This is a genomic window from Streptomyces jumonjinensis (assembly GCF_009600885.1).
Taxonomy (GTDB): Bacteria; Actinomycetota; Actinomycetes; order Streptomycetales; family Streptomycetaceae; genus Streptomyces; species Streptomyces jumonjinensis.
This window is the reverse complement of sequence record NZ_VCLA01000004.1, coordinates 1-26,749: the sequence shown is the minus strand read 5'-3', so window position 1 is coordinate 26,749 and position 26,749 is coordinate 1. Positions and strand designations below refer to the sequence as shown.

The 26,749-nt window shown below is 70.7% G+C and carries 20 protein-coding genes; 15 read left to right on the top strand and 5 right to left on the bottom strand.

Features of this window, described 5'->3' with window-relative positions; genetic code table 11:
* Positions 1 to 180 precede the first annotated feature (180 nt).
* Complete coding sequence (locus FF041_RS00510) at positions 181 to 1,635, top strand: FGGY family carbohydrate kinase (RefSeq protein WP_153520510.1); 1,455 nt, start codon at positions 181 to 183, stop codon at positions 1,633 to 1,635.
* A gap of 159 nt (positions 1,636 to 1,794) precedes the next feature.
* Positions 1,795 to 3,258, top strand: coding sequence for an AlkA N-terminal domain-containing protein (locus FF041_RS00505; RefSeq protein ID WP_153520509.1), 1,464 nt, complete (start codon positions 1,795 to 1,797; stop codon positions 3,256 to 3,258).
* Positions 3,259 to 3,345: 87 nt separating this feature from the next.
* Here FF041_RS00505 and FF041_RS00500 read toward each other — a convergent pair whose 3' ends face one another.
* Positions 3,346 to 3,768, bottom strand: a complete 423-nt coding sequence (locus FF041_RS00500) for a DUF350 domain-containing protein (RefSeq protein WP_153520508.1) — start codon at positions 3,766 to 3,768, stop codon at positions 3,346 to 3,348.
* Positions 3,769 to 4,200: 432 nt separating this feature from the next.
* On the opposite strand from FF041_RS00500, the gene aroF reads away from it, so the two are divergent.
* Positions 4,201 to 5,271 carry a 3-deoxy-7-phosphoheptulonate synthase gene (gene aroF / locus FF041_RS00495; protein ID WP_153520507.1) on the top strand — a complete coding sequence of 357 codons (1,071 nt, stop codon included), beginning with the start codon at positions 4,201 to 4,203 and terminating at the stop codon, positions 5,269 to 5,271.
* Between the two features lie 357 nt (positions 5,272 to 5,628).
* Entirely contained in the window at positions 5,629 to 6,654 is a 1,026-nt protein-coding gene (locus tag FF041_RS00490) for a ParB N-terminal domain-containing protein (RefSeq protein ID WP_323390852.1), read from the top strand.
* Positions 6,655 to 6,975: 321 nt separating this feature from the next.
* Here FF041_RS00490 and FF041_RS00485 read toward each other — a convergent pair whose 3' ends face one another.
* A complete protein-coding gene (locus FF041_RS00485; protein WP_323390878.1) occupies positions 6,976 to 8,094 on the bottom strand; it encodes an alpha-hydroxy acid oxidase in 1,119 nt (372 codons plus the stop codon).
* Between the two features lie 130 nt (positions 8,095 to 8,224).
* Positions 8,225 to 9,316, bottom strand: a complete 1,092-nt coding sequence (gene hppD, locus FF041_RS00480) for a 4-hydroxyphenylpyruvate dioxygenase (protein WP_228387940.1) — start codon at positions 9,314 to 9,316, stop codon at positions 8,225 to 8,227.
* Between the two features lie 200 nt (positions 9,317 to 9,516).
* Here hppD and FF041_RS00475 point away from each other — a divergent pair, with 200 nt between their 5' ends.
* The 8 genes from FF041_RS00475 (at position 9,517) to FF041_RS00440 (ending at position 21,601) form a co-directional block, all read left to right on the top strand.
* Positions 9,517 to 10,668 (top strand): prephenate dehydrogenase, encoded by a 1,152-nt coding sequence (locus FF041_RS00475; RefSeq protein WP_407698091.1) that lies wholly within the window; start codon positions 9,517 to 9,519, stop codon positions 10,666 to 10,668.
* Between the two features lie 255 nt (positions 10,669 to 10,923).
* Positions 10,924 to 13,950 carry a helix-turn-helix transcriptional regulator gene (locus FF041_RS00470; protein ID WP_194291882.1) on the top strand — a complete coding sequence of 1,009 codons (3,027 nt, stop codon included), beginning with the start codon at positions 10,924 to 10,926 and terminating at the stop codon, positions 13,948 to 13,950.
* A gap of 172 nt (positions 13,951 to 14,122) precedes the next feature.
* Entirely contained in the window at positions 14,123 to 16,498 is a 2,376-nt protein-coding gene (locus FF041_RS00465; RefSeq protein ID WP_153520504.1) for an aminotransferase class I/II-fold pyridoxal phosphate-dependent enzyme, read from the top strand.
* A 266-nt stretch (positions 16,499 to 16,764) separates the two neighbouring features.
* Entirely contained in the window at positions 16,765 to 17,940 is a 1,176-nt protein-coding gene (dpgA, locus tag FF041_RS00460) for a 3,5-dihydroxyphenylacetyl-CoA synthase DpgA (RefSeq protein WP_153520503.1), read from the top strand.
* A 23-nt stretch (positions 17,941 to 17,963) separates the two neighbouring features.
* Entirely contained in the window at positions 17,964 to 18,617 is a 654-nt protein-coding gene (dpgB, locus tag FF041_RS00455) for an enoyl-CoA-hydratase DpgB (protein ID WP_228387939.1), read from the top strand.
* Positions 18,614 to 19,921: a (3,5-dihydroxyphenyl)acetyl-CoA 1,2-dioxygenase DpgC gene (dpgC, locus tag FF041_RS00450; protein ID WP_153520501.1), complete on the top strand. Its 1,308-nt coding sequence runs from the start codon at positions 18,614 to 18,616 to the stop codon at positions 19,919 to 19,921. Before dpgB ends, dpgC begins: the two co-directional genes overlap by 4 nt.
* Positions 19,918 to 20,721: an enoyl-CoA-hydratase DpgD gene (gene dpgD / locus FF041_RS00445; RefSeq protein ID WP_153520500.1), complete on the top strand. Its 804-nt coding sequence runs from the start codon at positions 19,918 to 19,920 to the stop codon at positions 20,719 to 20,721. Before dpgC ends, dpgD begins: the two co-directional genes overlap by 4 nt.
* A gap of 79 nt (positions 20,722 to 20,800) precedes the next feature.
* On the top strand, positions 20,801 to 21,601 hold the full coding sequence (locus FF041_RS00440; RefSeq protein ID WP_153520499.1) for an alpha/beta fold hydrolase: 801 nt from the start codon (positions 20,801 to 20,803) through the stop codon (positions 21,599 to 21,601).
* Here FF041_RS00440 and FF041_RS00435 read toward each other — a convergent pair.
* Both FF041_RS00435 and FF041_RS00430 read right to left on the bottom strand, forming a co-directional pair.
* Positions 21,579 to 22,904: a sensor histidine kinase gene (locus FF041_RS00435; protein WP_228387938.1), complete on the bottom strand. Its 1,326-nt coding sequence runs from the start codon at positions 22,902 to 22,904 to the stop codon at positions 21,579 to 21,581. The genes FF041_RS00440 and FF041_RS00435 overlap by 23 nt on opposite strands.
* A 12-nt stretch (positions 22,905 to 22,916) precedes the next feature.
* Positions 22,917 to 23,570 (bottom strand): response regulator transcription factor, encoded by a 654-nt coding sequence (locus FF041_RS00430; protein WP_323390849.1) that lies wholly within the window; start codon positions 23,568 to 23,570, stop codon positions 22,917 to 22,919.
* Positions 23,571 to 23,938: 368 nt separating this feature from the next.
* On the opposite strand from FF041_RS00430, the gene FF041_RS00425 reads away from it, so the two are divergent.
* The 3 genes from FF041_RS00425 to FF041_RS00415 form a co-directional block, all read left to right on the top strand.
* Positions 23,939 to 24,163: an MbtH family protein gene (locus FF041_RS00425; RefSeq protein ID WP_153520497.1), complete on the top strand. Its 225-nt coding sequence runs from the start codon at positions 23,939 to 23,941 to the stop codon at positions 24,161 to 24,163.
* 47 nt (positions 24,164 to 24,210) lie between these two features.
* Positions 24,211 to 26,373 (top strand): ABC transporter ATP-binding protein, encoded by a 2,163-nt coding sequence (locus FF041_RS00420; protein ID WP_153520553.1) that lies wholly within the window; start codon positions 24,211 to 24,213, stop codon positions 26,371 to 26,373.
* A 101-nt stretch (positions 26,374 to 26,474) separates the two neighbouring features.
* The coding region (locus FF041_RS00415) for an AMP-binding protein (protein ID WP_153520496.1) at positions 26,475 to 26,749 on the top strand (275 nt) is incomplete at its 3' end.

Here is a 26,749-nt window from a genome sequence, read left to right as displayed (position 1 = left end):
ACGACAAGAAGTTGACCTGAATAGGCCACATGGTGGACCAAAGAGCGGATCGACCAGGACAATTGCCCCGCCCTTGACGAGAGCCGCGGACTGCTCCACCCTGTCGTCGTCAACGATCATGGTGTGCCCGGCACTTACCCGCTGATCAGCCGGAACTTCCCGAAGAGAGCGTGAGGGTCGATGGCAAGCGCCGTACTGGCCGTGGATCAAGGCACCTCCGGCACCAAGGCCCTGGTCATCTGCCCCGACCGCGGCGTCATCGGCACCGGGACCGCCCCGGTGACGCCCCGCTACGGAGCCGGCGGCACCGTCGAGGTCGACCCGGGGGAACTGCTCTCCTCCGTCGTCGACGCCGGACGGCGGGCGCTGGCCGACGCCGGGGAGCCGGTCGCCGCCGTCGGCCTCGCCAACCAGGGGGAGACCGTCCTCGCCTGGGACCCCGACAGCGGAGCGCCTCTCACCGACGCCATCGTCTGGCAGGACCGGCGGGCCGCGCCCCTGTGCTCCGAGCTCTCCCCGTACGGGGACGAACTGGCGCATCTCACCGGACTGCCCCTCGATCCCTACTTCGCCGCGCCCAAAATGGCATGGATACGTCGGGAACGCACCCGGGAGGGCGTCGTCACCACCAGCGACTCCTGGCTGATCCACCGGCTGACCGGGGCGTTCGTCACCGACGCGGCGACCGCGGGACGCACCCAGCTGCTCGACCTCGACACCGTCGCCTGGTCGCCGAGGGCGCTCGGCGTCTTCGGGCTCGACGGCGAGCGGCTGCCGGAGGTGGTCGACGCCGCCGGACCGGTGGGCACGACCACCGCCTTCGGCGTGCCGATCCCGCTGACCGGCCTCCTGGTCGACCAGCAGGCCGCCCTGCTCGCCCAGAGCGTCACCGAACCCGGCGTCGCCAAGTGCACCTACGGCACCGGCGCGTTCCTCCTCGCCCAGACCGGGCGGACCCCCCGCCGCACCGACAGCGGGCTCGTCAGCTGCGTCGCCTGGCGGCTCGGCGGAGAGACCAGCTACTGCCTCGACGGACAGGTCTATACCGTCGCCTCCGCCGTGCGCTGGCTCACCGACCTGGGGGTGATCTCCGGAGCGGCCGATCTCGACCCGGTCGGCTCCGCGGTGCCGGACAGCGGCGGAGTCACCTTCGTACCGGCGCTCGCGGGACTCGCCGCCCCCTGGTGGCGCGGCGACGTACGGGGCTCCCTCACCGGGCTCGGCCTGGACACCGGGCCCGGGCAACTGGTGCGCGCCCTGTGCGAGGGCATCTCCGCACAGGTCGCCGAACTGACCCGGGCCGTCGCCGCCGACCTCGGCCGGCCGCTGTCGAGCCTGCGGGTCGACGGCGGGCTGACCCGCTCCGCGCTGCTGATGCAGACCCAGGCCGATCTGCTCCAGATCCCGGTGGAGGTCTCCGCGCTGCCCGATGTGACCGCCCTCGGCGTCGGCGCGGTCGCCCGGCTCGGCGTCGACCCGGCCCTGACCACCGAGGAGGCGATCCCCGACTGGCGGCCCTCCGCCGTCTACGAGCCGCGGATCGGGCCCGACGAGGCCGCCGCCCGGCTCGCCGGGTTCCGCTCCCGGGTGGACGCCCTGCTGGACGGTCTCCCCGGAGGCCAGGGCACCTCCTGACCGAGGTACCGGGGGGATCGCTCGTACGGGCGAGGTACCGGGGGATCGCTCGTACGGGCCGGACACCCGGCACACCCGGCACACCCGGGCCACACCGCCGGGAACGCCATGTCCGAATCCCGCCAGCAGAGCCCTCCGGGCCCGGCCCATACTGGTCCCATGACGATCGAGGACAGCCGATACGAGGCGGTGAGCAGCAAGGACGCCCGGTTCGACGGGGTCTTCTTCTTCGCCGTCTCCACGACCGGGATCTACTGCCGGCCCAGTTGCCCCGCGATCACCCCCAAGCGCCGGAACATCGCCTTCTACCGGACGGCGGCAGCCGCGCAGAGCGCCGGCTACCGGGCCTGCCGCCGCTGCCGGCCCGACGCCGTGCCCGGATCCGCGGAGTGGAACGCCCGCGCCGATGTGGTGGGCCGGGCCATGAGGCTCATCGGCGACGGCGTCGTGGACCGCGAAGGCGTCACCGGACTCGCCCACCGGCTCGGCTACAGCACCCGCCAGGTCCAGCGGCAGCTCAACGCCGAGGTCGGCGCGGGCCCCATCGCCCTCGCCCGCGCCCAGCGCGGCCACACCGCCCGCGTACTGCTCCAGACCACCACCCTGCAAGCCGCCGAGATCGCCTTCGCGTCGGGGTTCGCGAGCGTCCGCCAGTTCAACGACACCATGCGCGCCATCTACGCGGCGACCCCCAGCGAACTGCGCTCCGCCCGCACCGGCCGCGACGTCCGCTTCGGCCCGGTCAGCCCCGAGACCGGGCGGACGGGGGTGCCCCTGCGCCTGGCCCACCGGACCCCCTACGCCGCCGCGCAGATCTTCGACCATCTCGCCGAGCGTGCGCTCACCGGCATCGAGGAGATCACCGGCGGGCGCGGCGCGCGCACCTACCGCCGCACCCTGCGGCTGCCCGGCGGCCCCGGCATCGCCGAGGTCCGCGAGCAGCCGGGCGCGGAGGGCTGGCTCGGCTGCCGGCTCCATCTCACCGATCTGCGGGATCTGACGACCGCGACCCAGCGGATCCGCCGGCTCTTCGATCTGGACGCCGACCCGTGCGCCGTCGCCGAGCGCCTCGGCACGGATCCTGCGCTCGCCGCCCCGGTCGCCGCCTGTCCCGGGCTGCGCGTCGCCGGGGCCGCCGACCCGCAGGAGGCGGCCGTGCGCGCGGTACTCGGCGGGCGGCTGTCCACAGCGGCGGCCCGCCGCGCGGGTGACGCGCTGGTCGCGGCGTACGGACAGCCGCTCCGCCGCACCAGCGGCGGGCTGACCCGTCTCTTCCCGGCCGCCGGTGATCTCGCGGAAGCCTCGCTGGACGGGCTGGGCCTGTCCGGGGCCCGGCGTGCCGCCCTCCGCGCGATCGCCGCGGCGATCGCCGACGGGACCCTCTCCCTGGACCCGGGCGCGGACCGGGACGGGACCGAACGTCTGCTGCTCGCGCTGCCGGGAGTCGGCCCCCGGACCGCCGGCCGCATCCGGATGCGCGCGCTCGGCGATCCCGATGTGCTGCTGAGCGAGGACGCCGCCGTACGGGCCGCGATGCGCCGCCTCGGGGTCACGGCGGCTGCCGCCGCACGGTGGCGGCCGTGGAGCTCGTACGCCACGGAGTATCTCCGGTACGCGGTCTGACGCCGCGCGCTCCGTCCCGGGCGGGGAGCACCGGGCGGGGGAGCACCGGCCGGTTCCGTGACCGGGGCGTGCCCCGGTCACGGGGTGTCAGGCGATGGACGCCGAGATGATCGCCGACACCGCGATATTGCAGGACGCCGTGACCCAGACCGCCGGATGCGGCTCCGGCTCCACCAGCGTCGCGCCCAGCCTGCCCGGGGTGACCAGGTCCACCACCAGGAACGCCACGGCCATCATCACCAAGCCGAGCACACCGAACGCCGCCGTCGAGGCGAGGCCCTTGCCGAAGTCGTCGTAGGTGGTCCAGATCGAGGTGAACACGATCCCGCCGATGCCCAGCAGCGCGGAGCTGAGCAGCAGGGCGGCGTTGCGGTTGCGGTCCTCCCAGATCTGCCGTCCGAGCTTGCCCGGGGTGAGCAGGTCGATCAGGACCATGCCGAGGATCAGAAGAACCAGTCCGAGAGCGCCGTACGCGCTCGCGCGGCCGAGTCCGTTGACTATGTCGGTCATTGCGGGGCCAGTCTCCGTATGTGCGAGAGGTGATACCGGTCAAGGGCGCGCAAAATCTACCGCATGAACCGGCGCAGTGGATCACCTCCTCCGTAACTTTCGTATACGTACGCCGGGCGCGTAAGCCTCCGGATCCGGCGTGTGCCATCGACCATACGCCCCTGGAAAGCGCTGTCCGGTCACGGAGGGCGCGATTCCGGGAGATATCCCGGCCGGCCGTGACAACTCCCGCCGGACACAGGGTATTCGCCACCCCCGCAAAGTCAGCGGCGATGGCCGGAAGAACAGTTGGACGCGGCCCCGGACGGTCGACTCCGATGGCCGGGCGCTCCTAGGATGACGAAAACGACAGATGGCCGGATACATGCCGGATCAGTGAATTCTGTGACCGTCGTCGACGGCGGAGGCAAGTGCCCACATCGAGGAGAACTCATGGTCGTGGTAATGGTTCCCGAGGCTACCCAGGAAGAAATAGACGGCGTCGTCGGATTGGTGCGCGCGGCCGGCGGAGAGGCATTTGTCAGCCGTGGAGTATCCCGGACGATCGTCGGTCTGGTCGGGGATGTGAATGATTTCGAAGCGCTGAATCTGGGCAGCCGTAGCGGGGTGCTCCAGGTGATGCGGGTCTCCGCGCCGTACAAGCTCGTCAGCCGGGAGCACCACGCCACCCGGTCCGTCATCCGGGTGGGCGGAGTGCCCATCGGGCCGGACACCCTGAGCGTGATCGCCGGCCCCTGCGCCGTCGAGACACCGGAGCAGACCCTGGCGGCCGTGCTGATGGCGAAGCAGGCCGGCGCCTCCCTGCTGCGCGGCGGCGCCTTCAAACCGCGCACCTCTCCCTACTCCTACCAGGGGCTCGGCGAGCGGGGGCTGAAGATCCTCGCCGATGTGCGGGAGGAGACCGGACTGCCGGTCGTGACCGAGGTCATCGACCCCGGCAGCGTCGACATGGTCGCCTCCTACGCCGACATGCTCCAGGTGGGCGCCCGTAACATGCAGAACTTCGCGCTGCTCCAGGCGGTCGGCCGCGCGGGCAAGCCGGTGCTGCTCAAGAGGGGTTTCAGCGCCACGATCGAGGAATGGCTGAGCGCCGCCGAGTACATCGCGCAGCGCGGCAACCTCGACATCGTGCTCTGCGAGCGGGGGATCCGGACGTTCGAGACCGCCACCCGCAACACCCTCGACATCAGCGCGGTGCCCGTCGTCCAGCGGCTGTCGCATCTGCCCGTGATCGTCGACCCCTCGCACTCGGGAGGCCGCCGCGATCTGGTGGTGCCGCTCACCCGGGCGGCGATCGCCGCGGGGGCGGACGGGGTCATCATCGACATCCACCCCGAGCCCAAGACGGCGCGCTGCGACGGCGATCAGGCGCTGATCGAGTCCGATCTGCGCGAGGTCGCCGACGCGGTGACCATTCTCTCCCCGCTCATGGGCCGCAGCCTCGCCATGCCGGTGCGCGCGGGGGCGCGCGCGTCCCGAAAAGCGCCGGTCCGGGCGCGCTGATTCCGTTTCAGTCGCCGAATATGGTGCCGATGGTACGAGGGGTGCCCCATGGGAACGATGGGGCACCCCTAGGGGGGTAGGGGGCCATAGGGGTCGACAGACAGGGCATACGCAGGGGTTACGACCCGCAAAGGACGAATGTTAATTTCCTTCTCATCTGGCGGAAGTTCAGGCAGCCGTCCGGATGCTCTGCTCGGAATCGTCCATGGGGGTTCGAGGACATTGGCAACGAGCTGGTCTCGGAAATTCGATACACCGTGTCACAGATATGACGGGGGCGAAGCACACGTTCTGGAAGCGAGTACGGGCCGTACCACCGCCCGCCTCTCATCCCCGAGTTCTTGAGGTGATGGGGTGGTGCCCGAAGAAATGAACATCGAAGAACAGTCCGTGGTGGAAGTCGAACTCGATTCACTGAACTCGGCGGGTTCGCCGCGGCTTTCCGGTGAGAGTCCCGAGCATGTGCATGTTCTGGCGGCGGCGCAGAGCCCGCTTCCGCCCATTGTCGTGCACCGGGCCACGATGAAAGTCATCGATGGTTTTCACCGGGTGAAAGCGGCCAGGCTGCGCGGCGCGGAGACGATTGAGGCCCGATTCTTCGACGGCGACGAGGCCGAGGCGTTCGTCCTCGCCGTCCGGCTGAACGTCAGGCACGGTCTGCCGCTCGCTCTGGCCGACCGCAAGCGGGCCGCCGAACGTATCATCGCCTCGCATCCGCAGTGGTCCGACCGGAGGGTGGCCACGGTCACCGGGGTCTCCCCGGGCACCGTGGGCGACATCCGCAAGCGGACCGTCCCGGGCCGGACGCCGGAGTCGCGGCGGGTCGGCCAGGACGGCAGGGTCCGCCCGCTCGACGGGAGCGCGGGCCGGATGCTCGCGGGCGAGCTGCTGGCGGCCAACCCGGGGCTGTCGCTGCGCCAGGTCGCCCGGGCGGCCGGCATCTCGCCCGAGACGGCGCGCGATGTGCGCAACCGCCTGCACAACGGGGACGATCTGGTGCCCCGGCAGTGCCGCAGAAAGACGCCGGCGGTCCTGGTGGCGGCGCGGGAGGACTTCACGGAGGAACTGCTCGCCCGGCGTCCGGAGCTGGTCGCGCAGGGGCCGTCCCAGCGGTCCGGCAGGTCCCGCACCGACATCGCTCCCGACCGGGCGATGCTGGTGAAGCGGCTCAAGGCCGATCCGGCGCTCCGCTTCACCGAGACGGGGCGCAATCTGCTGCGGCTGCTGGCCCTGCACACGCTCCGGAAAGAGGAATGGGACGCGATCATCAACAATGTCCCGCCGCACTGCACCGACATCGTCGCCGATCTCGCCCGGCAGTTCGCGGATCTCTGGTCGGAGTTCGCCGTGCGGATCAAGGACGACGTCGCCCAGATAGGCTGAGAACTCCATAGCGGATGTCCGAGCGTCAAAAGCGGACAGTTGGACATCCCGTGGATTTGCCTTCACGCCATCTCCATAACCCTGGGGTGCGCGGCATATGACGGAGGGTCCTCCCGCCGACCCGGCGGGAGGACCCTCTGCCGTACCGGGACGCACCCGGCCCGTGCGTCGGTCTCGTGTGGATCAGCAGATGAGTCCCGGACCCCCGTGGGGTGGGGCCCAGGACCCTCCCCACGGGATGGGACCGAGGACCTTCCCCGCGAGGTGGGACCCAGGACCCTCCCCATGGGATGGGACCCAGGACCCGGCGCCCACCCCGCGTCACACCTCGGCGCGCGCCCGCGGAGCCCACGCCTCCGGTGACCGCTCCACGGACGAGCCCGCCCGGACCGTACGCAGCCGGGCCGCCGCGGCGACGCCGTCGCACCCCGCCAGCCCCAGCGCGTCGCGCAGCTCCTCGGCCAGCAGCTCCAGCACCCGGGCCGCGCCCGCCTCGCCGTCCGCGGCCAGCCCCCAGAGCAGCGGACGGCCCACCAGGACCCCCGAAGCGCCGAGCGCGAGCGCCCTGAGGACGTCCGGGCCGCTGCGGATCCCGCTGTCGAGCAGCACCTCACAGCTCCCGGAGACGGCACGCGCCACCTCCGGCAGCGCGTCGACGCTGGGGACCGCGCCGTCGAGCTGGCGTCCGCCGTGGTTGGAGACCACGACGGCGTCGACCCCGAACTCCGCCGCCCGCAGCGCGTCCTCGGGCGCCAGCACCCCCTTGAGGACCAGCGGAAGACCGGTCAGCTTCCGCAGCGCCGCCACCGACGACCAGGTCAGCGCCGAGGAGAACGTACGGCTGGTGTGCACGGCCAGCGCGGAGGCGTTCGCGGACCGCTCGTGCGCCGCCGCCCCCGTCTCGACATTGGCCGCGCGGACATGGCCGGGCAGCGTGAACCGGTTGCGGACATCCCGCAGCCGGCGGCCCATCCACGGCACATCGACGGTGAGCACGATCGCCGAGCACCCCGCGTCCTCGGCCCTGCGGACCAGATCCAGGGTGCGTGCGGTGTCGCGCAGCCAGTAGAGCTGGAACCAGACCGTGCCGCCGACCGCGGTGATCTCCTCGATCGGCACGCTGCTCAGCGTGCTCGCGGTGAACGGCGCCCCCGCCGCCCGCGCCGCCCGGGCGGTGGCGATCTCGCCGTCCGGATGCACCAGCCGGTGGTACGCGATCGGCGCGACCGCGATCGGCAGCGCGGCCGGCGTGCCCAGCAGGCGGGTCCGGGTGGAGACCTCGGTGACATCCCGCAGAATCCGGGGGAGCAGAAAGACCCGGTCCAGCGCGGCCCGATTGGCGTCGAGAGTGATCTCGCCGCCGCTGCCCCCGGCGATGAAGTCCCGTACGTCAGGGGGCAGCACGGCGGCGGCGGCGCGCTCGAAGTCGGCCAGACACACCGCCGCCCGGGCGACGCTCCCGCTCCCGGCGTACGGCCCGGCCGGATCCGCTCCCGTGACGGCGGACGGATCCGCCGTCACGGGCGGCTCCGCCGCCGCCCCCGGGGGGACCGCGGCGGCGGCGACCGGATCAGAGACCGAGCCCACGCTTGCCGGCCCTCTCCAGCTCCACGGCCTCGTACAGCGCCTTGATGTTGGAACTGCCGAACGTCGCCGCGCCCTGTCGCTCGATGACCTCGAAGAACAGGGTGTGCCGGGGGTGGCTCGAAGCGGTGAAGATCTGGAAGAGCTGCCCTCCGTGGTCCTCGTCCACGAGCACATGGGTCGCCCGCAGATCCTCCAGCCGCTCCTCCGCCAGCTCGATGCGCTCGCCGAGCAGGTCGTAGTAGGCCGACGGGGTCTTGAGGAAGCCCACACCGCGGCGGCTCAGCGCACGCACCGAGCGCACGGCGTCCGGTGAGGAGAACGCCAGATGCTGGACGCCGGAACCCTGATGACCCTTGAGGAACTCGTCGATCTGCCCGGGATCCGCCGTGGGGTCGGGCTGGATCAGCGTCAGGGTCACGGCCCCGGAGGGGCTCTGGACGACCTTGGACTCCATCGCCTGCCTGCCGACGACGATGCGCTCCTCGAAGATGTTCCGGAACCCGAGAGCGCCCACGTAGTACTCGACCGTCGGCTCCAGATCGCCCACGGAGAGACAGACCGCGACATGGTCGATGTCGACCAGGCCGACGTCGTCCGCCCGGTCGCCGTCCGCCCGCAGCGCCGGGACGAATCCGGCGGGCAGCCCCGGCTCCTCGCCGGGGGCGCGCTGGACCAGCGTGTGCACCAGGTCCCCGAAGCCCTTGAGGGCCGCGGTGACCTCCGGGCCGCCGCCCGCGTGCCGGGTGGGCCGGCGGTGCACCAGCGCGCCGCCGCCGACCGCCGCGCTGAACGCCGCCTCCACATCGGCGGTGCGCAGCGCGATATCGGCGACTCCGTCACCGTGCGAGGAGACGTAGGCCGACGCCGGATGGTGGTCCGAGGTCGCCTCGGTGAGGACCAGGGTGGTCTGTCCATGGCGCAGGGCGATGCTGCGGTGCTCGGCGGAGCCGCCGGTGCCGATCACGGTGAAGGCGTACCGGTCGACCCAGTCGAATGCCGCCGACTCCAGGTCCGCGACGTATATCTCGACGTAGTCGATGGAGAGATCGGCGAGCGGGTCAGTGACTTTTGACAAATCCCTCATGAAAGTCCCCCAACCGGGAAAGAACCGAGTTTCTGGAACTGTAGAGCCCGCTACTTCCGTCTGGCCAATGGACACTTAACCCAATGTCTGCACGGTTAGACAGACAGATGGACGTGAACGGTTAGACGGATAAATCTCTTTGCTGAGCGACCTTAATGAGCGACGCTTTCAGAACGGGGTGAGGAATCTTGATCCGCGCCATTTCAGTGATCGGCACGGGACTGATCGGAACATCGATCGCGCTCGCGGCCTGCCGCCGGGGAGTGACCGTGTTCCTCTCCGACCGGGACCCCGTGGCCGCCCGGACGGCGGCGGCTCTGGGCGCGGGGCGGGCGCGGGCCCCGGCCGTGCCGGTGGATCTGGCGGTGCTCGCCGTGCCGCCGAGCCAGGTCGGACCGGTGCTCGCCGAGCAGCAGCGGCGCGGGCTCGCCCACTGCTATACGGATGTGGCGAGCGTGAAGTCGGGGCCGGAGCGGGCGGCGCTGCGGCTGGCGCCCGATCCGTCGTGCTACATCGGAGGGCATCCGCTGGCGGGGCGGGAGCGCTCGGGCCCGCTGGCGGCCCGGGCCGCTCTGTTCGAGGGCCGCCCCTGGGTGCTGACGCCCTCCCCGCTGACCTCGGACACGGCGCTGCGCCGGGCCCGTGAACTGGTGGCGCTCTGCGGTGCGGTCCCGGTCGTCACCCAGAGCGCGTCCCATGACGAGGCCGTCGCGCTGACCTCGCATGTGCCGCATCTCGTCGCCAGCCTGATGGCGGCACGGCTGTCCGGGGGCCCGGAGGGGGTGGCCCGGTTCGCCGGCCAGGGGCTGCGGGACGTCACCCGGATAGCGGGCGGGGACTCGGGGCTGTGGGGCGACATCCTCCAGTCCAACGCGACGGCCGTGGCGGGGGTGGTGAGGGAGCTGCACGAGGATCTCTCCCGGCTGGTCGCGGCGCTGGACGCGCTCGCCCGGCCGGACGGCCGGGAGCGGGCGCACGGGATGCGCGCGATGGTGGATCTGCTGGACCGGGGCATCGCCGGTCTCACCGAGATCCGGGGCCGGGGCCCCGGCGTGCCGGAGCACGGCGCGCACATCCGGGTGACCCTCGCGGACCGGCCCGGCGAACTGCCCCGGCTGCTGGCCGCCGTCGCGGACCTCGGGGTCGACGCCGCGGACGCGATCGTCGAGGAGTGCGGGCCCGCCGGGCGGGAAGGGCTCGCCGTGCGGTTCGCCGTCGCGCCCCGCGCCGCCGGCCGGACCGTGGCACGACTGGCGGCCGAAGGATGGGACGCTGGATGGGCAAATGGTGCGTATGTTGACCAATATGAAGAAGGCCCGGCACTCCCGACTGTCCGGACCTGAGGCGGAGCTGGCCGAATCTCCATTCCCCTGCCACGGTATTTCGCCTCATCCCACGCGTAACCCATTCGAGTGATGTCTAAAAATCGCCGATGTGTCCTCTCCCGAGTGGCCGAAAAGAGCCCGCATGCGCTGGTTCGGCTCGGTACCCTGTTCTGAGATGTGTTTCTGTCCGGGCGACGTCCAGATCTGCCCCCCACAAGTCCGATCGTTGCAGGTCAGAAGCGCAGAGAGCGCACAGAACGTACGGGGGGATCTGTGAAGTTCAGTGAAAGAGACGAGGAACTGCGACTGCTCGACCGTTTGTACGAAGGGTGCGTCCGCGGCAAAGGCGCGGTAGTCCTCGCGAACGGTTCCGTCGGCTGTGGAAAGACCGCGCTGCTCCAGACATTCGCCAGCCGGGTGAAGGAGAATGGCGGTCTCTTCCTATCGGTGACCGCGTCCGCGAGCGAACGTCTTCATCTCTTCGGCCTGATCGACCAGTTGGTGAGCGCGATTCGCGCCGCGGGAATGACCGCGGACCCGCTCGCCGCGGAAGAGGTCGACGTCACCGTGTCCGCCGACGACCAGCAGGGAGCCCCCCGTATCCCCCTGGGACTCCTCCAGCGCATCAGCCGGTCCATCAGCGAGTTCGCCGACCGCGGCCCTCTCGTCCTCGGCATCGACGATGTGCACTTCGCGGACGAGCCGTCCCTCCAGTGCCTGCGCTATCTGATCCGCAGGATCGACACCTCGGCCGTCCTCATCGTGATGAACGAGAGCTCCTGCCACGAGCGGGAGCTCGCGACCCTGCACGCCGAGACCCTCCATCTGCCCTACTGCCACCGCATCCGGCTGGGCACCCTCACCGTCTCGGGCACCGCCGATCAGCTCACCCGCCGATTCGGCGCCGCCCCCGCCGCCGACCGCGTCCAGCGATGGGCCGAGATCAGCGGAGGCAATCCGCTGCTGCTGAACGCCCTGGTCGAGGACGCTCCCACCGAGGACCGGCGCCCCGGCCGCGATGGCACGGCGCCCGGCGCCCCCGAACCGGGTGAATCCTTCCGCCATGCCTTTCTGCGCTGTCTGCACCGCTGCGAACCCTCGATGCTCGCCACCGCCCGCGTCCTCGCCGTGCTCGGGGAATCCGCCTCACCCGTGCTGATCGGCGACTTCCTCGGCATCGACGCCACCTCCGTACGCCGCGGCCTCGCCGACCTCAACTCCGCGGGCCTCCTCTCCCAGCTGCGGTTCCGCCATGACAGCGCGCGCCAGGCCGTACTCGCCGACATCTCGCCCGACGATCTGCACGCCATGCACGGACGCGCCGCCGGGATACTGCACGCCAGCGGCGCGACCGCGCGCGAAGTCGCCGAACAGCTCATGGCCACCCACGGCCAGACCCAGTCCTCCTGGCATGTCGAGATCCTCCGTGAGGCCGCCCGCGAGGCGCTCGACGCGGGCGACGCCCCCCGGACCGCCGACTATCTGCGCCACGCGTCCGGCATCTGCGACGACCCCGCGAAGGGAGCCCATATCGCGGCGGCGCTCGCCGAGGCCCAGTGGCTCATCGACCCCGTCAAAGCCACCCGCTATCTGCCCTATATGAGCCATCTTGTCAGCTCCGGGGTTCTGACCGGCGCCGACGCCATGGTCCCCGTCAAACACCTCATGTGGCGGGGCGACTTCACCCAGGCCGACGCGCTCCTCAGCATCATCGAGAGCGGAGCGGGACCCGCCCCGGCGCACCCGCCCTGGGTCGCCTCGCCGGTGGACGTCGAGATCGGCCGGCTCTGGCTGTCCTTCATGTACCCCGGACTGGCGCGGGAGAGCCCGGCAGCCGGAGCCGGGGGCGACGCCCCCTTACCGCACACCGCCGCCGCCCGCCCGGTCTCCCTGCTCACCCTGCTGAACGTGTCGGCGACCCTGAGCGGCGGCGGAGACGAGTCCCAGGGAGCCGACCAGGTCCTGCACGGCGCCGACGCCGCAAGCCCGCTCATTCCCACGCTGTTCGCGCTGGTCCTCCTCATCCAGACGCACCGCTTCGACGAGGCGGTCCAGTGGTCCGACCGGCTGCTCGCGGAGCCCTGGACACGGCGCGTCCCGATGCGCCGCGCGATGTTCGAGACGATCAAAGCGGCGGCCTCCCTGCGCAAGGGCGATCCCGTCACCGCCGGGGAGTCCGCGCACACCGCGCTGGACGTCGTCACCGCCGCGGGCTGGGGAGTCGTCGTCGGCCTGCCACTGGCGCTCGCGGTCCGCGCCGCCACCGAACGGCGCGACTTCGACGCCGTCATGCCCTACCTCAACACCGCCGTCCCGCCCGTCATGTTCGACACGCCGTTCGCCCTGCCCTACCTCCAGGCGCTCGGCCGCTACCACCTGGCCATGGGACGCCCGCACACCGCGCTCACCAACTTCCAGTCCTGCGGCGATCTGATGCGGCAGTGGGGAACCGACTCCCCGGAGCTCGCCGACTGGCGCAAGGACGCCGTCGCCGCGCTCGTCGCCATGAGACAGCCCGGCCGGGCACGCACCCTGCTGGAGGAACAGCTCTCCCTCCTCGGCGACGGACGCTCCCGCGCCCGGGGGATCGCCCTTCGCCGGCTCGCCGCGATCAGCTCCGCGCCGGACCGGCAGTCGCTGCTCACCGAGGCGATACGGATCCTCGCCGACTGCGGCGACGAATTCGAACTGGGCCGCGCCCAGGCCGATATGGACGCGACCCTCGACACCCATGACCGCAGCGGCCTCCCGCGCGGAGTACGCGGCGGACCTGGTGGAGCACGCGGCGGACCCGGTGGAGTACGCGGTGGACCCGGCGGATCGAACGGCGCCCCGCGCGGAGCACGCGGCGGACCGGACAGCGGACGGAGCGGGCCGCGCGACGGGCCGGACGGATCGCTCCCCGCGAAGCGCGCGCCCGCGCCGATGGCCTACCCCGGCCGATTCCCGGCGGCCGAACGGCAGCAGGAGCGCGCGACCGTACGGGACACCCCGCCGGCACCGGCCCGCACCGGCCCCCCGTCCCCCTACCGCACCGCCGCCCCCGGCGAGAGCACGGGCGACGACAGCGGAGGCGGACCGGCGCTCGCCGAGCTCACCGACGCCGAACGCCGGGTCGGCGCGCTCGCCGTCGCCGGCTGCACCAATCGCGAGATCGCATTCCAGCTATTCATTACCGTCAGCACGGTCGAGCAGCATCTCACCAAGATTTACCGCAAGCTAAAGGTCAGAAGCCGTTCCGATCTTCCCGCGGAACTCCTCGCCTTCACCGACCTGCCCTGCTTCCCGAATGGCGGCTGACGCGCCCCGAATGGAGGATGACAAGGAAACACGGTGATGTCATCGCCGCCCGGGCATGTCCAAGTGAACGCCCCGCCCGGTTGGACGGCGTTGTAGGCCCCCCGGCACCCATGTGATCCTGGCGTCCGGTAATCCATTAGCAGCAATTCATTGACTGCCGGGGGTAAAATTCATGGCCGCACACAGTCTCGACGACTATGCGCGCCTGGCACGGGAGGGCCGGGACGCCGTGCAGGCCGAATTCCTGGCCGCCGAAGAACGCGCATCGGCCGGCAACCGGGAGATCCTCGAACGGACCGGTCTGCGACAGGGCCCCGCCGAACCCCCCGGGCCGCCCGAGACCGCGACGAAGATCCTCGGCCGCACCTGGTCCGCCCCCCTCGTCGTCGGCCCCCTCGCCGGGCTCTTCCGGCCCGAAGGCGAACTCGCCGTCGTCCGCGCCTCCCGCGCCGCCGGACTCCCCGTCGTCGTCAGCGCGTTCAGCGGACGCACCTTCGCCGAGCTCTCCGCCGCCGCCGAAGGCCCCCTCTGGCTGCACACCCGTCTCTTCCGCGACCGGGGCGCCGCCCGCTGGCTCGTCTCCCGCGCCCAGGACGCCGGATTCGGGGCCGTCGTCCTCACCCTCGGCCCCCAGCAGCACGCCCGGCTCGCACCCGGGGCCGTACCCGTCAACCTCGCCGAGGACGTCCCCATCCGCCCCCCGAGCGGCGGCCCCCTCGCCGACCTTGGCGGATACGGCCCCTTCGCGGACCCCTCGGCACTGCTCGACCACACCGTCGACTGGCCCGGCGTCGAATGGCTGCGCTCCGTCTGCCCGCTGCCCCTGCTCATCGCGGGAGTACGCACCCCCGAGGACGCCTCCCGCGCACTACGGTCGGGCGCGGACGGAATCGTCGCCGAAACCCTCGACACGCTCCCCGCCATCGCCGCGACCGTCGCCGGACGCTGCCCGGTACTCCTGCGCGGCGGCATCGGCCGCGGCGCCGACGTACTGGTCTCCCTCGCCTCCGGCGCGGACGCCGTCCTCCTCGAACGCCCCGTCCTGGACGGCCTCCTGGTCGCCGGACGCGAGGGCGTCGGCGCGGTGCTGGACGAAGTCGTACGCGAACTGCGCGCCGCGCTCGTGTTCACCGGCACCGGCTCCGCCGCCGACGCGGACCCCGGCCTGCTGCGCACCGGCCGCACCCCGGCCCGGGAACCGGACACCGGCCCCCCGGCGCGGGAAGCCGCCCACCCGCCCCGCACCGGCGATCTGCGCAAGAGCGATCTGCACACCAGCGTCGGCGACCCCGTCCTCGACACCATGAACTTCCTCAACGAGGTCACCCAGCGCTACCCCGACGCGATCTCCTTCGCACCCGGCCGCCCCTACGACGGCTTCTTCGACACCGAGCAGATCGTCACCCACATCCGCGCCTACCTCGACCATCTCACCGGGCAGGGCCTCTCCCCGCAGGCCGTACGCACCGCCATGTACCAGTACGGGCCCACCGCCGGCCAGATACGCGAGATCATCGCCGACTCGCTGCGCGCCGACGAGAACACCGATGTGCCCGCGGAGTCGATCGTGGTCACCGTGGGCGCCCAGGAAGCCATGCTGCTGGTGCTCCGCGCCCTCATCACCGGCCCCGACGACGTCTTTCTCGTCTCCAGCCCCTGCTACGTCGGGATCACGGGGGCCGCCCTGCTGCTCGACACCGAGGTGCGCGCCGTCGAAGAGCGGGCGGACGGTGTCTCCTGCGCCGATTTCGAAGCGGCGATCGAGCGCGAGCGGGCACACGGCCGGCGCCCCCGCGCCTTCTATGTCGTACCCGACCACTCCAACCCTTCGGGTACGACCATGAGCATGCGGGCCCGCGTCGAACTGCTCGACCTCGCGGCCCGCCACGACCTCCTCATCGTGGAGGACAGCCCCTACCGGCTGGTCAGCCCCGGCACCCCGCTGCCGTCGCTCAAATCCCTCGACCGGGACCGCCGCGTCATCCAGCTCGGCTCCTTCTCCAAGACCATATTTCCCGGAGCCCGCGTCGGCTTCGTCGTCGCCGACCAGCGAGTCACCGGCGAGAACGGCGCCACCAGCCTCCTCGCCGATGAACTCGCCAAGATCAAGAGCATGGTCACGGTGAACACCTCTTCCCTGAGCCAGGCCGCCGTGGCGGGCGCGCTGCTCTCCGCGCGAGGACGGCTCTCGGAGCTCAACGCCCGCCCCGCCGAGTACTACGGCGACGCCATGCGGGCCACCCTCCGTGAACTGGACCGGAATCTGCCCGCCGAGCGCCGGGCCGAGCTCGGGGTGGGCTGGAACGAGCCCACCGGAGGCTTCTTCCTCACCGTCCATGTCCCCTTCCCGGCCGACAACGAGACGCTGACCCGCTCCGCACAGGAATTCGGCGTCCTGTGGACGCCGATGAAGTACTTCTATCCACAGGCCGGCGGCGACCACGCCATCCGGCTGTCCACGAGCTATCTGACCCCGGCGGAGATCACAGAAGGCACCGCTCGGCTCGCCCGTTTCATCACGGCGCTGAGCACGGAGCCCCAGACCTAGGGCGTTTCTGATGGATCAGGCTGGATCAGGGCGCGGTGCCAGGGCACGCGAGCCCAGCAAGATCCATCAGAAGCGGCCTAGCCGCCCCAGCACCGGCCGCCGTCCCGACCCTTCCCGACCCGATCCGTCATGGCCGGGCGGGACAGGACGGTGGCCGGCCGCACCAGCACACCGACCCTTCGGCTCTCCATGAGAAAGGCGAAGCACGTGACCAGCACCGCGCTACGACCGCGCAGCAGACCGCGCATGTGGGGGTGGACCTTCCGATGACCATCAGCATCGACCGTCCGGCGATACCGGGCGCCGACGACCTCGCCACCGGCCGCCCGGCCGCCGGCACACCGTACGCGTACCGGCCCCTGGTTCCGAGGATCGTCGGAGTGGGCACCTCCGCGACGCCCACGTCCTACACCCAGCGGGAAGTCCTCGACACCTTCCGCATCACCGACCCGAAGATCCGCGGCGTCTTCCTCAACAGCGCCATCGACCGCCGCCATCTCACCCTGCCCCCCGAGGACCCGGACGGCCTACGCCTCTCCGAACCACAGGGCGACCTCCTCGACAAGCACAAGGCCCTCGCGATCGAGATGGGCGCCGAAGCCCTGCGCGCCTGCCTCAAACGCGCCGGAGCCGAGCTCTCCGATCTGCGCCATCTGTGCTGTGTCACCTCCACCGGCTTCCTCACCCCCGGCCTCAGCGCCCTGTTGATCCGGGAGCTCGGCATCGACCGGCACTGCAGCCGCTCCGACATCGTCGGCATGGGCTGCAACGCGGGCCTCAACGCCCTCGGCGTCGTCAGCGGCTGGGCCACCGCCCACCCCGGCGAACTCGCCGTCGTCCTCTGCGCCGAAGCGTGCTCCGCCGCATACGCCATGGACTCCACCATGCGGACCGCGGTCGTCAACAGCCTCTTCGGCGACGGAGCCGGAGCCATCGCCCTCACCGCCGAAGCCGAAACCGCTGATGACGCCGCCGCCGATGGCACCGACGCCGCGCCCGAAGGCCCCGGCGTCCTCAAATTCGCCAGCTGCATCATCCCCGAAGCCCTCGACGCCATGCGCTACGACTGGGACCGCGACCAGGGCCGGTTCAGCTTCTTCCTCGACCCGCAGATCCCCTATGTCGTGGGGGCGCACGCCGAACTCACCGTCGACCGGCTGCTCCAGGGCACCGGACTGCGCCGCAGCGACATCAAACACTGGCTGGTCCACTCCGGCGGCAAGAAAGTCATCGACGCCGTGATCGTCAACCTCGGACTGACCCGGCACGATCTGCGGCACACCGTCGGCGTACTGCGCGACTACGGAAATGTGTCGAGCGGCTCGTTCCTCTTCTCCTACGAACGGCTCCTCGACGAACAGATCACCGCACCCGGCGACTATGGCGTCCTGATGACCATGGGACCGGGGTCGACGATAGAGACAGCACTGGTCCGATGGTGACAGCCGGGGGATTGACAGAAAACATGATCACACTGAAGATCGACGGAACCGCGCCGCTGTCGGCCCAGTCCGTGAAAGCCCTCGCCGCACTCTGCGACGAGACGGAGGACCGGCCCACCCCCGCCGTCGTGGCCGTCCATGTCACCGGCGCACCCGAGGACGGCTGGACCAGCGGGCTCGACGTCGCCCTGGTCACCAAGTGGGAACGTACCCTGCGCCGCCTGGAACGGCTGCCCGCCCCCACCCTCGCCGTGGCCAGAGGAGACTGCGGCGGCGCCGCGCTCGACGCCTTCCTCGCCACCGACTTCCGCATCGCCGCACCCGACACCCGGCTGCTCGTCGTCTCGGACACCGCGGCCACCTGGCCCGGAATGGCCGCGTTCCGCCTCGTCCAGCAGGCCGGAGCCGCCAGGGTCCGCCGCGCCGTGCTCCTCGGCCTGCCCATCGACGCCGCCGAGGCCCTCGCCCTGGGCATCGCCGACGATGTGGCCGACGACCCCGACGCCGTCCTCGCCGCCACGGCGGAACGCGTCACCGGGCTGAACGGAAAAGAGCTCGCCATCAGACGCCAGCTCCTCTTCGACGCGACCTCCACCGGCTTCGAGGACGCCATCGGCCCCCACCTCGCCGCCTGCGACCGAGCGCTGCGCCGGGCGACGGCCGAGGAGCCCTCATGACCACGACCCTGCCCGAACCGACCATCGCACCCGCCGTCTGGCCCAGCCTGATCGCGGCCACCCAGCGGGTCGACGACACCGTGGCCGTACTGCCCAGGCCGAGCGAACGCTCCCCCCAGCAGCGGGCCGCCGCCGCCGGAGCCAAGGACGTGGCCCGCTCGCTGCGCACCCAGTATCTCGACGCACACGCCGACGCGGTGTACGACCAGCTCACCGAGGGCCGCACCCTCGGTCTGCGGCTCGCCGAACTCGTCGAGGCCGCCGCCGTCGCCTTCCCCGGCCTGCTGCCGTCCGCCGAACGCCTCGCGGCCGAACGCGCCCTGCCCCAGGCCGACAAGGAAGGCCACGAGATCGATCAGGGCATCTTTCTCCGGGCGGTCCTCTCATCCCCCCTGGCCGGCCGGCACCTCCTCGACACCATGCTCCGTCCCACCCCCAGGGCCGTACGCCTGCTGCCCGAGTTCATCCGGACCGGCATCGTGGAGATGGAAGCCGTACGCATCGAACGCCACAACGGCGTCGCACGGCTGACGATGTGCCGGGAGGACCGTCTCAACGCCGAGGACGACCAGCAGGTCGACGACATGGAGACCGCCGTCGATCTCGCCCTCCTCGACCCCGCCGTACACGCCGGGCTGCTCCGCGGCGGGGAGATGAGCCACCCCCGCTACCGGGGCCGGCGGGTGTTCAGCGCCGGCATCAACCTCAAGAATCTCAGCTCGGGCGACATCTCCCTGGTCGACTTTCTGCTCCGGCGCGAACTGGGCTATATCCACAAGCTGATCAGAGGGATCCTCGTCGACCAGCCCGGCCGCTGGCACTCGCCGCACATCGAGAAACCATGGGTCGCCGCCGTGGACGGATTCGCCATCGGCGGCGGCGCTCAACTGCTGCTCGTCTTCGACCATGTGCTCGCCTCGGCCGACGCGTTCCTCAGCCTGCCCGCCGCGAAGGAGGGCATCATCCCCGGAGTCGCCAACTTCCGCCTCAGCCGGTTCACCGGACCGCGCCTCTCCCGGCAGATCATTCTCGAAGGCCGCCGCATCCGGGCCAGCGAGCCCGACGCCCGGATCCTCGTCGACGAAGTCGTCGAACCCGACGGCATGGACGACGCCATCGAACGCGCCCTCGCCCGCCTCGACGGCGAAGCGGTCATCGCCAACCGGCGCATGCTGAACCTCGCCGAGGAGCCCCCCGAGGCATTCCGCGCCTATATGGCCGAGTTCGCCCTCCAACAGGCCCTGCGGATCTACGGCGAGGACGTGATCCAGAAGGTCGGCCGGTTCGGAGCCCGCCTCACATGACCGCCGCACACACCCGGGTGCGCTACGCGAAGAAGGACCACGTCGCGCACATCACCCTCGACCGTCCCGAAGTCCTCAACGCGATGGATCTGCGGATGCACGAGGAACTCGCCGATGTCTGGGACGACGTCGAAGCCGACGACGAGATACGCGTCGCCGTGCTCACCGGGGCGGGCGACCGGGCCTTCTCCGTAGGACAGGACCTCAAGGAACGCGCCCGGCTCGATGAGCGGGGCGCGCCCCTGACCACCTTCGGCAGCCGGGGCCAGCCCGGCTGGCCCCGGCTCACCGACCGCTTCACCCTCTCCAAACCGGTGCTGGCACGGGTCCATGGCTACGCCCTGGGCGGCGGCTTCGAACTCGCCCTCGCCTGCGACCTGATCATCGCGTCGGAACAGGCGGTCTTCGGTCTGCCCGAGGCCAGGCTCGGACTCGTCCCCGGCGCGGGAGGCGCGTTCCGGCTCGCCCGGCAGCTGCCGCTGAAGACCGCCATGGGCCATCTGCTCACCGGCCGCCGGCTCGACGCCGCCACAGCCCTGCGCCATGGCCTGGTCAACGAGGTCGTACCGGCGGCCCGGCTGGACGCCTGTGTCGGGGAATGGACCGACGACCTGGTGCGCAGCGCACCGCTCTCCGTCCGCGCCATCAAAGAAGCCGTGCTGGCCTCGGTGGACATGCCGCTGGAACAGGCGTTCACCGCCCGTTACGCATGGGAGGAACGCCGCCGTCTCAGCAGCGACGCGGCGGAAGGAGTACGGGCGTTCACCGAGCGCCGCGACCCGCGATGGACGGGACGCTGAGCCCGACAGCCTGGTGTCCAAGCGAGGGGACCGGACGGTTGGACGACATACGAAGACGACATACGAAAGGGACATCACGATGCCGGTCGCCCAGATCAACGGGATCAACCTCGGCTACGACGTCTACGGCTCCGGCGAACCCGTCGTCATGGTCACCGGAACCGGCGCCCCCGGACGCGTCTGGCGCACCCACCAGGTCCCCGCGCTGCGCAGAGCCGGCTATCAGGTCATCACCGTCGACAACCGGGGCATCCCGCCGACCGACCTCTGCCCGGAGGGGTTCACCCTCGATGACATGGCCGCCGACCTCGCCGCCCTCATCGAACACCTCGGCCAGGGCCCCTGCCGCGTCATCGGCACCTCACTGGGCGGGATCATCCTCCAGGAGCTGCTGCTCGCCCGCCCCGAGCTCATCAGCCAGGCCGTGCTGATGGCCAGCGGCGGACGGGCCGACGCGCTCATCACCGCCATGTCGGCCGGCGACATCGAACTCAGCGAGAGCGGCTCGAAGATCCCGCCGCGGTACGCCGCGTACACACACGCGCTCCAGAACCTGTCCCCGCGGACCCTCAACGACGAGGAGAAGCTCCAGGACTGGCTCACCGTCTTCGAGATGTCCCCCCTCGACCCCGCGGCCGTCCGCAACCAGCTCGGCCTGGAGCTGATCCCCGACCGGCTCCCCGCATACCGGCGGATCGACCGCCCCTGCCTGGTCATCGGCTTCGCGGACGATCTCGTCGTACGGCCGTATCTGTCGCGCGAGGTCGCGGAGGCCATCCCCGGCGCCGCCTACACCGAGATCCCCGGCTGCGGCCACTACGGCTATCTGGAGCGCCCCACCGCGGTGAACTCGGCGATCATCGACTTCTTCGCCCGTTGACCCGCTCCGGCACACCCGGCGACGGCGTCACCCGCTCCGGCACCACTCGTTCCGGCACACCCGGCGACGGTGCCACCCGCTCCGGCACAGCCCGCGGCGGCACCGGCCGTTCGCTCACCGAAGGGAACGCCACCGCGATCGTCAGCCCGCCCTCGGGCCGGGCCCGGGTGGTCACGGTCGCGTCATGCGCATAGGCGATCGCCTGCACGATGGAGAGCCCCAGCCCCAGACCCTCGGTGCGCGCCGCACGCGTGGCGTCCAGCCGCTGGAACGGCTGGAAGAGCCGGGCGACCTGATCAGGCGGGACCACCGGGCCCGTGTTGGCGACCGTGATCGTCGCCCGGCCGTCCACCGTCCCCACGGTCACATCCACCCGGCCGCCGCGGGCATTGTGCCGCAGCGCGTTGTCGACCAGATTCGTGATCAGGCGCTCGGTGAGATTGCGATGGCCGGCCGCCGTCGCCGCTGAGACCGCCGGAAGGAACACCACGGCCCGCTGCTCCGCGTCGACCTCCCGGGAGTCGATGACCTCCTGGGTCAGCCGCGCCAGATCGAACGGCTCACGGACGTCGATGCCGCCCTGACTCCGCGCCAGGGTCAGCAGCGCCTCGATCAGCCGCTCCTGCTGAGCGCCCGCCGCCAGAATCCGTTCATGCGCCGCCCGCAGCGACTCCACGGTCGCGTCCGGATCGGCCAGCACGACCTGCCCCAGCGTCCGCTGACGGGCCAGCGGCGTCCGCAGCTCATGCGAGGCGTTGGCGACGAACCGCCGCTGCGCCTCGAAGGACGATTCAAGACGGCTCAGCAGACTGTCGAAGGTGTCGCCCAGCTCCTTGAGCTCATCGGCCGGGCCGTCGAGATCCAGCCGCTGATGCAGACTGGTCGCGGAGATCTCCTGAGCGGCGGCGGTGATGGTCTGAAGCGGCCGCAATATACGGCCCGCGACGATCCAGCCCAGCGCGATCGAGACCACGACCATGACCGCCAGAGTGATTCCGAATCTGTTCAGCAGATCGTCGAGGAGCGCGGCCTTGTCGTCGACCAGCGCCCGCCGTGTGTTCCCGGGCGTCGGCTCCAGGGCCTCGGCCGGGTCCTTGCCGCCCGCCACGGCCGGCGCCTCGTGGAAGTCCACCGCGGCGGCGCTTCTGATCTTGATGGCCACCTGCCAGTACGTGAGTGCCAGCAGCGCCGCCCCGGAGGCCAGGAACAGCCCCCCGTACAGCAGAGTCAGCCGCAGCCGCACACTGCCGCGGGGCCGCCCCGAACGCAGCAGCCTCCGGGAGAGCCGGGCGAACACAGACATGACCGTTCTCCTCTAGATCCGGTAGCCGCGCTTGGGCACGGTCTCGATCACCGGAGGCTCCCCGAGCTTGGCGCGCAGCCGGCTGATGGTGATCTTCACCGCGCTGGTGAAGGGATCGGCCGCCTCGTCCCACACCCGCTCCAGCAGCTCCTCGGCGGACACCGCCCGCCCCCTGGACGCCAGCAGCAACTCCAGAACCCCGAACTCCTTGGGCGCGAGATCCAGCTGTCTGCCGCCCCGGTTCGCGGTGCGCCGGGCCGTGTCGACCACGAGATCCTCATGGCGGACCACCGGAGGCACCAGCGGATGCGCACGGCGTGCCAGCGCGCCGATCCGCGCGACCAGCACCGGAAAATCGAACGGCTTCGCGAGATAGTCGTCGGCCCCCAGGCTCAGCCCGTCGACCAGATCCTCCGCCGTCGCCGCCGCCGTCAGCATCAGCACCCGGCTGCGACACCCGGCCGAGATCAGCCGGGCGCACACATCGTCGCCGTGCATCCCCGGCAGATCCCGGTCCAGGACGATGACGTCGTAATCGCTGAACAGCGCGTGCTCCAGCCCCTCCTCGCCGTCGAACGTCACATCGACGGCCATCTGCGCACGGCGCAGACCGACGGCGACCGTCTGCGCCATCTCCTCGTCGTCCTCCACTACGAGCACCCGCACCTGCGCCCCCTCGCTCCACCGCGTACCACTGGCGTCTCCCCGGACTCCGGCCGGCCGGCCCGCCCCTCGGAGCGGGACCGCGCACTCTGGACACGAAACACCTTGACAAGCTCGTCCATGATCTACCACCCCGGGTTTCCTCAGGGTTTCATCCGGAGGACCCATGTCCGGATCCAGCGCCCCAGAACCGGCCACGGCGAGTTCACGTCGAACTGCTATTCCGGATAATCGCCAAACCAATCTGTCAATTGCCGTCCAAGTGTCGGAATTCATGGTTGGACAGGGATATGGATGACGAGCGTTGCCCGCCCCCATACGCCCCGCTACCGTGAGGTGCGATCCGGCAAGGGAAATTGATGGGAGTTGTGATGGCGAACCCGTTCGACGACGAAAACGGCACCTTCCTCGTACTTGTGCACGAAGAAAACCAGCATTCGCTCTGGCCCGCCTTCGCGGACGTTCCGGCCGGCTGGCGGGTCGCCTTCGGGGAGGACACCCGCAAGGCATGCCTGGAGTACGTCGAGGAGAACTGGACCGACATGCGTCCCCAGAGCCTCATCGACGAGATGAACAAGGCCAAGGCCGCCGGCTAGCCGACCCCGCCCGACAGCGACGACGAAGCAAGGAGGCAACTGTGGCCATGATCGGTGGCCCGGGGCCGATGATGCGCGGGCCGGGGCCTGACGCGCCCACGGGCAAGCAAGAAGTCACCCCCGGCACAACAAAACGAATAATCCCCTATACCAAGCCCTACCGGCTGAGCATAGGGATTCTCCTGGTCATCGCCGCGCTCAACGCCGCAATCACGGTCGCGACGCCTGTGCTCTTCAAGTACCTCATCGACGACGGTATCGCCGTACGCAATACCGAAGTCGTGGTATGGATCTCCATTGCCGTCGCCGGACTGGCACTCGTCGGCGCCTATCTCGGCTTCGCCGAGGCATGGTTCTCCGGCCGTGTTGGTGAAGGGCTCATCTACGAACTCCGCACCAAGGTATTCGACCATGTGCAGCGCCAGCCCCTGGCCTTCTTCACCCGGGCCCAGACCGGCGCCCTGGTCAGCAGGCTCAACAACGATGTGATCGGCGCTCAGCAGGCCGTCACCTCGCTGCTGTCCACCGTGGTCTCCTCCGCGCTGACCGTGCTCTTCGTCCTCATCGCGATGTTCTATCTGTCCTGGGCGGTCACCCTGATCTCCCTGGTACTGCTCCCGTTCTTCATCCTGCCCGGCAAGATCGTCGGCCGCCGTCTCCAGCGCGTCATGCGACAGCACATGGGGATCAACGCCGAGCTGGGCTCCCTGATGAACGAGCGCTTCAACGTCACCGGAGCGCTGCTCGCCAAGCTGTACGGGCGACCGGAGCACGAGAACCGCCTCTTCTCCCGGCTGGCGGGCAGAGGCCGCGACCTGGGCGTACAGACCGCGGTCTATGTGAAGATGCTGCCCATCTCCATGCTGCTCCTCAGCTCCCTGGCCACCGCGACGGTGTACGGGCTCGGCGGCGGACTCGTCATCGAGAACGCCTTCCAGATCGGCACACTCGTCGCGCTGGCCACGCTGATGACCCGGCTGCTGACCCCGATCAATCTGCTCTCCAGCGCACAGGCCGATGTCATGTCCGCGCTGGTCAGCTTCGACCGGCTCTTCGAGGTGCTCGACCTCAAGCCGCTGATCGCGGAGAAGCCCGGCGCCGTCCCGCTGGCCCTCGATACCGCTGGCGGCGGGTCCCCCGACATCGAATTCAGCGGGGTGTCCTTCCGCTATCCGAAGGCCGCGGACATCTCCCTGGCCTCTCTCGAATCCATCGCCGTGCCGATGCAGGAACGCGTCGGAGACGAGTGGACCCTGCGTGATCTGAGTTTCACCGTGCCCGCCGGGAAGCTCACCGCTCTCGTCGGCCCGTCCGGAGCCGGCAAGACGACGATCACCCAGCTCGTTCCCCGGCTCTACGACCCGGTCGAGGGAACCGTCCGCATCGGCGGCCACGATCTGCGCGATCTGACCCTGGAATCGCTGCGCGACACCGTCGGCATGGTGACCCAGGACGCACATCTGTTCCACAGCACGATCCGGGAGAACCTCACCTACGCCCGCCCTGGCGCCACCGAGCAGGATCTCGTGGCCGCCTGTAAGGCGGCACAGATCTGGAAGCTCATCGAATCGCTCCCCGATGGATTCGACACCCTGGTCGGAGACCGTGGATACCGGCTCTCCGGCGGGGAGAAGCAGCGCATCGCCATGGCGCGACTACTGCTCAAAGCCCCGCCGATCGTCGTTCTGGACGAAGCCACCGCGCATCTCGACTCGGAGTCGGAGGCAGCGCTTCAGCGCGCGCTCAAGACGGCGCTCGAAGGGCGCACCTCACTGGTGATCGCGCACCGGCTCTCCACCATCCGGGACGCCGACCAGATCCTCGTCATCGACAAGGGCCGGGTCCAGGAGCGCGGAACCCATGAGGAGCTGATGGCACTCGAAGGGCTGTACGCGGAACTGCACCGCACCCAGTTCGCCGGGCAGGGCCGGGCCTCGGTCAACGGCAACGGGCAGCACTCCGCCACCGCTCCCGAGTCCTCGGAACGCATACCCGAACCGGTGGGCCCTCCTGGCGCGTTTCCCGGCGGTCCGGGCCCCGGCCCGGGCCCTGGTCCCGGCGGCCCCTTTCCCGGCGGCCCCGGCGGGATGCCCTTCGCGGGCGGCCCGGGCGGTCCTCCCGGCCCTGGGCCGTATCCGGGCGGGCCGGGACCCTACCCCGGTGCTCAGGGCCCGGGGCCTCTGCACGGCGGGCCGCCGCCCCGGGGCTGACGCCGGCCGAGCCGGGGAGAGAAGAACGGCGGGCATGAGGCCCGCAGCGCACCTGCACAGCGAAAGCTCACCATCGCATCGAGTCAGTGGGGAACTCCGCAATGCCTGATTCTCGCCGCTCACCTCTGTCTGACGCCCACCCGGGCTCGATTCTCGATCTCCTCTCGGCCCGGGTGGAGCGCGCACCCGGGATCGTGGCGGTGCGGTGTGGTGCCGATGTTCTCTCGTACGGGGAGTTGGACGAGCGTTCGAATCGGTTGGCCCGGTATCTGACGGGTGTGGGTGTGGGTCGGGAGAGTGTGGTGGGGCTGTGTCTGCCGCGTGGGGTGGACATGGTGGTGGCGGAGTTGGCGGTGTGGAAGGCGGGGGCGGCGTT

Bases quoted from the DNA above. Each gene is read 5' to 3' on its own strand.
- FF041_RS00510 (WP_153520510.1), top strand. From the start codon at position 181: ATGGCAAGCGCCGTACTGGCCGTGGATCAAGGCACCTCCGGCACCAAG.
- FF041_RS00435 (WP_228387938.1), bottom strand. From the start codon at position 22,904: ATGTCTGTGTTCGCCCGGCTCTCCCGGAGGCTGCTGCGTTCGGGGCGG.
- FF041_RS00440 (WP_153520499.1), top strand. From the start codon at position 20,801: ATGCCGGTCGCCCAGATCAACGGGATCAACCTCGGCTACGACGTCTAC.
- FF041_RS00500 (WP_153520508.1), bottom strand. From the start codon at position 3,768: ATGACCGACATAGTCAACGGACTCGGCCGCGCGAGCGCGTACGGCGCT.
- dpgA (WP_153520503.1), top strand. From the start codon at position 16,765: ATGACCATCAGCATCGACCGTCCGGCGATACCGGGCGCCGACGACCTC.
- FF041_RS00465 (WP_153520504.1), top strand. From the start codon at position 14,123: ATGGCCGCACACAGTCTCGACGACTATGCGCGCCTGGCACGGGAGGGC.
- dpgD (WP_153520500.1), top strand. From the start codon at position 19,918: ATGACCGCCGCACACACCCGGGTGCGCTACGCGAAGAAGGACCACGTC.
- dpgC (WP_153520501.1), top strand. From the start codon at position 18,614: ATGACCACGACCCTGCCCGAACCGACCATCGCACCCGCCGTCTGGCCC.
- FF041_RS00425 (WP_153520497.1), top strand. From the start codon at position 23,939: ATGGCGAACCCGTTCGACGACGAAAACGGCACCTTCCTCGTACTTGTG.
- aroF (WP_153520507.1), top strand. From the start codon at position 4,201: ATGGTCGTGGTAATGGTTCCCGAGGCTACCCAGGAAGAAATAGACGGC.
- dpgB (WP_228387939.1), top strand. From the start codon at position 17,964: ATGATCACACTGAAGATCGACGGAACCGCGCCGCTGTCGGCCCAGTCC.
- FF041_RS00420 (WP_153520553.1), top strand. From the start codon at position 24,211: ATGATCGGTGGCCCGGGGCCGATGATGCGCGGGCCGGGGCCTGACGCG.
- FF041_RS00505 (WP_153520509.1), top strand. From the start codon at position 1,795: ATGACGATCGAGGACAGCCGATACGAGGCGGTGAGCAGCAAGGACGCC.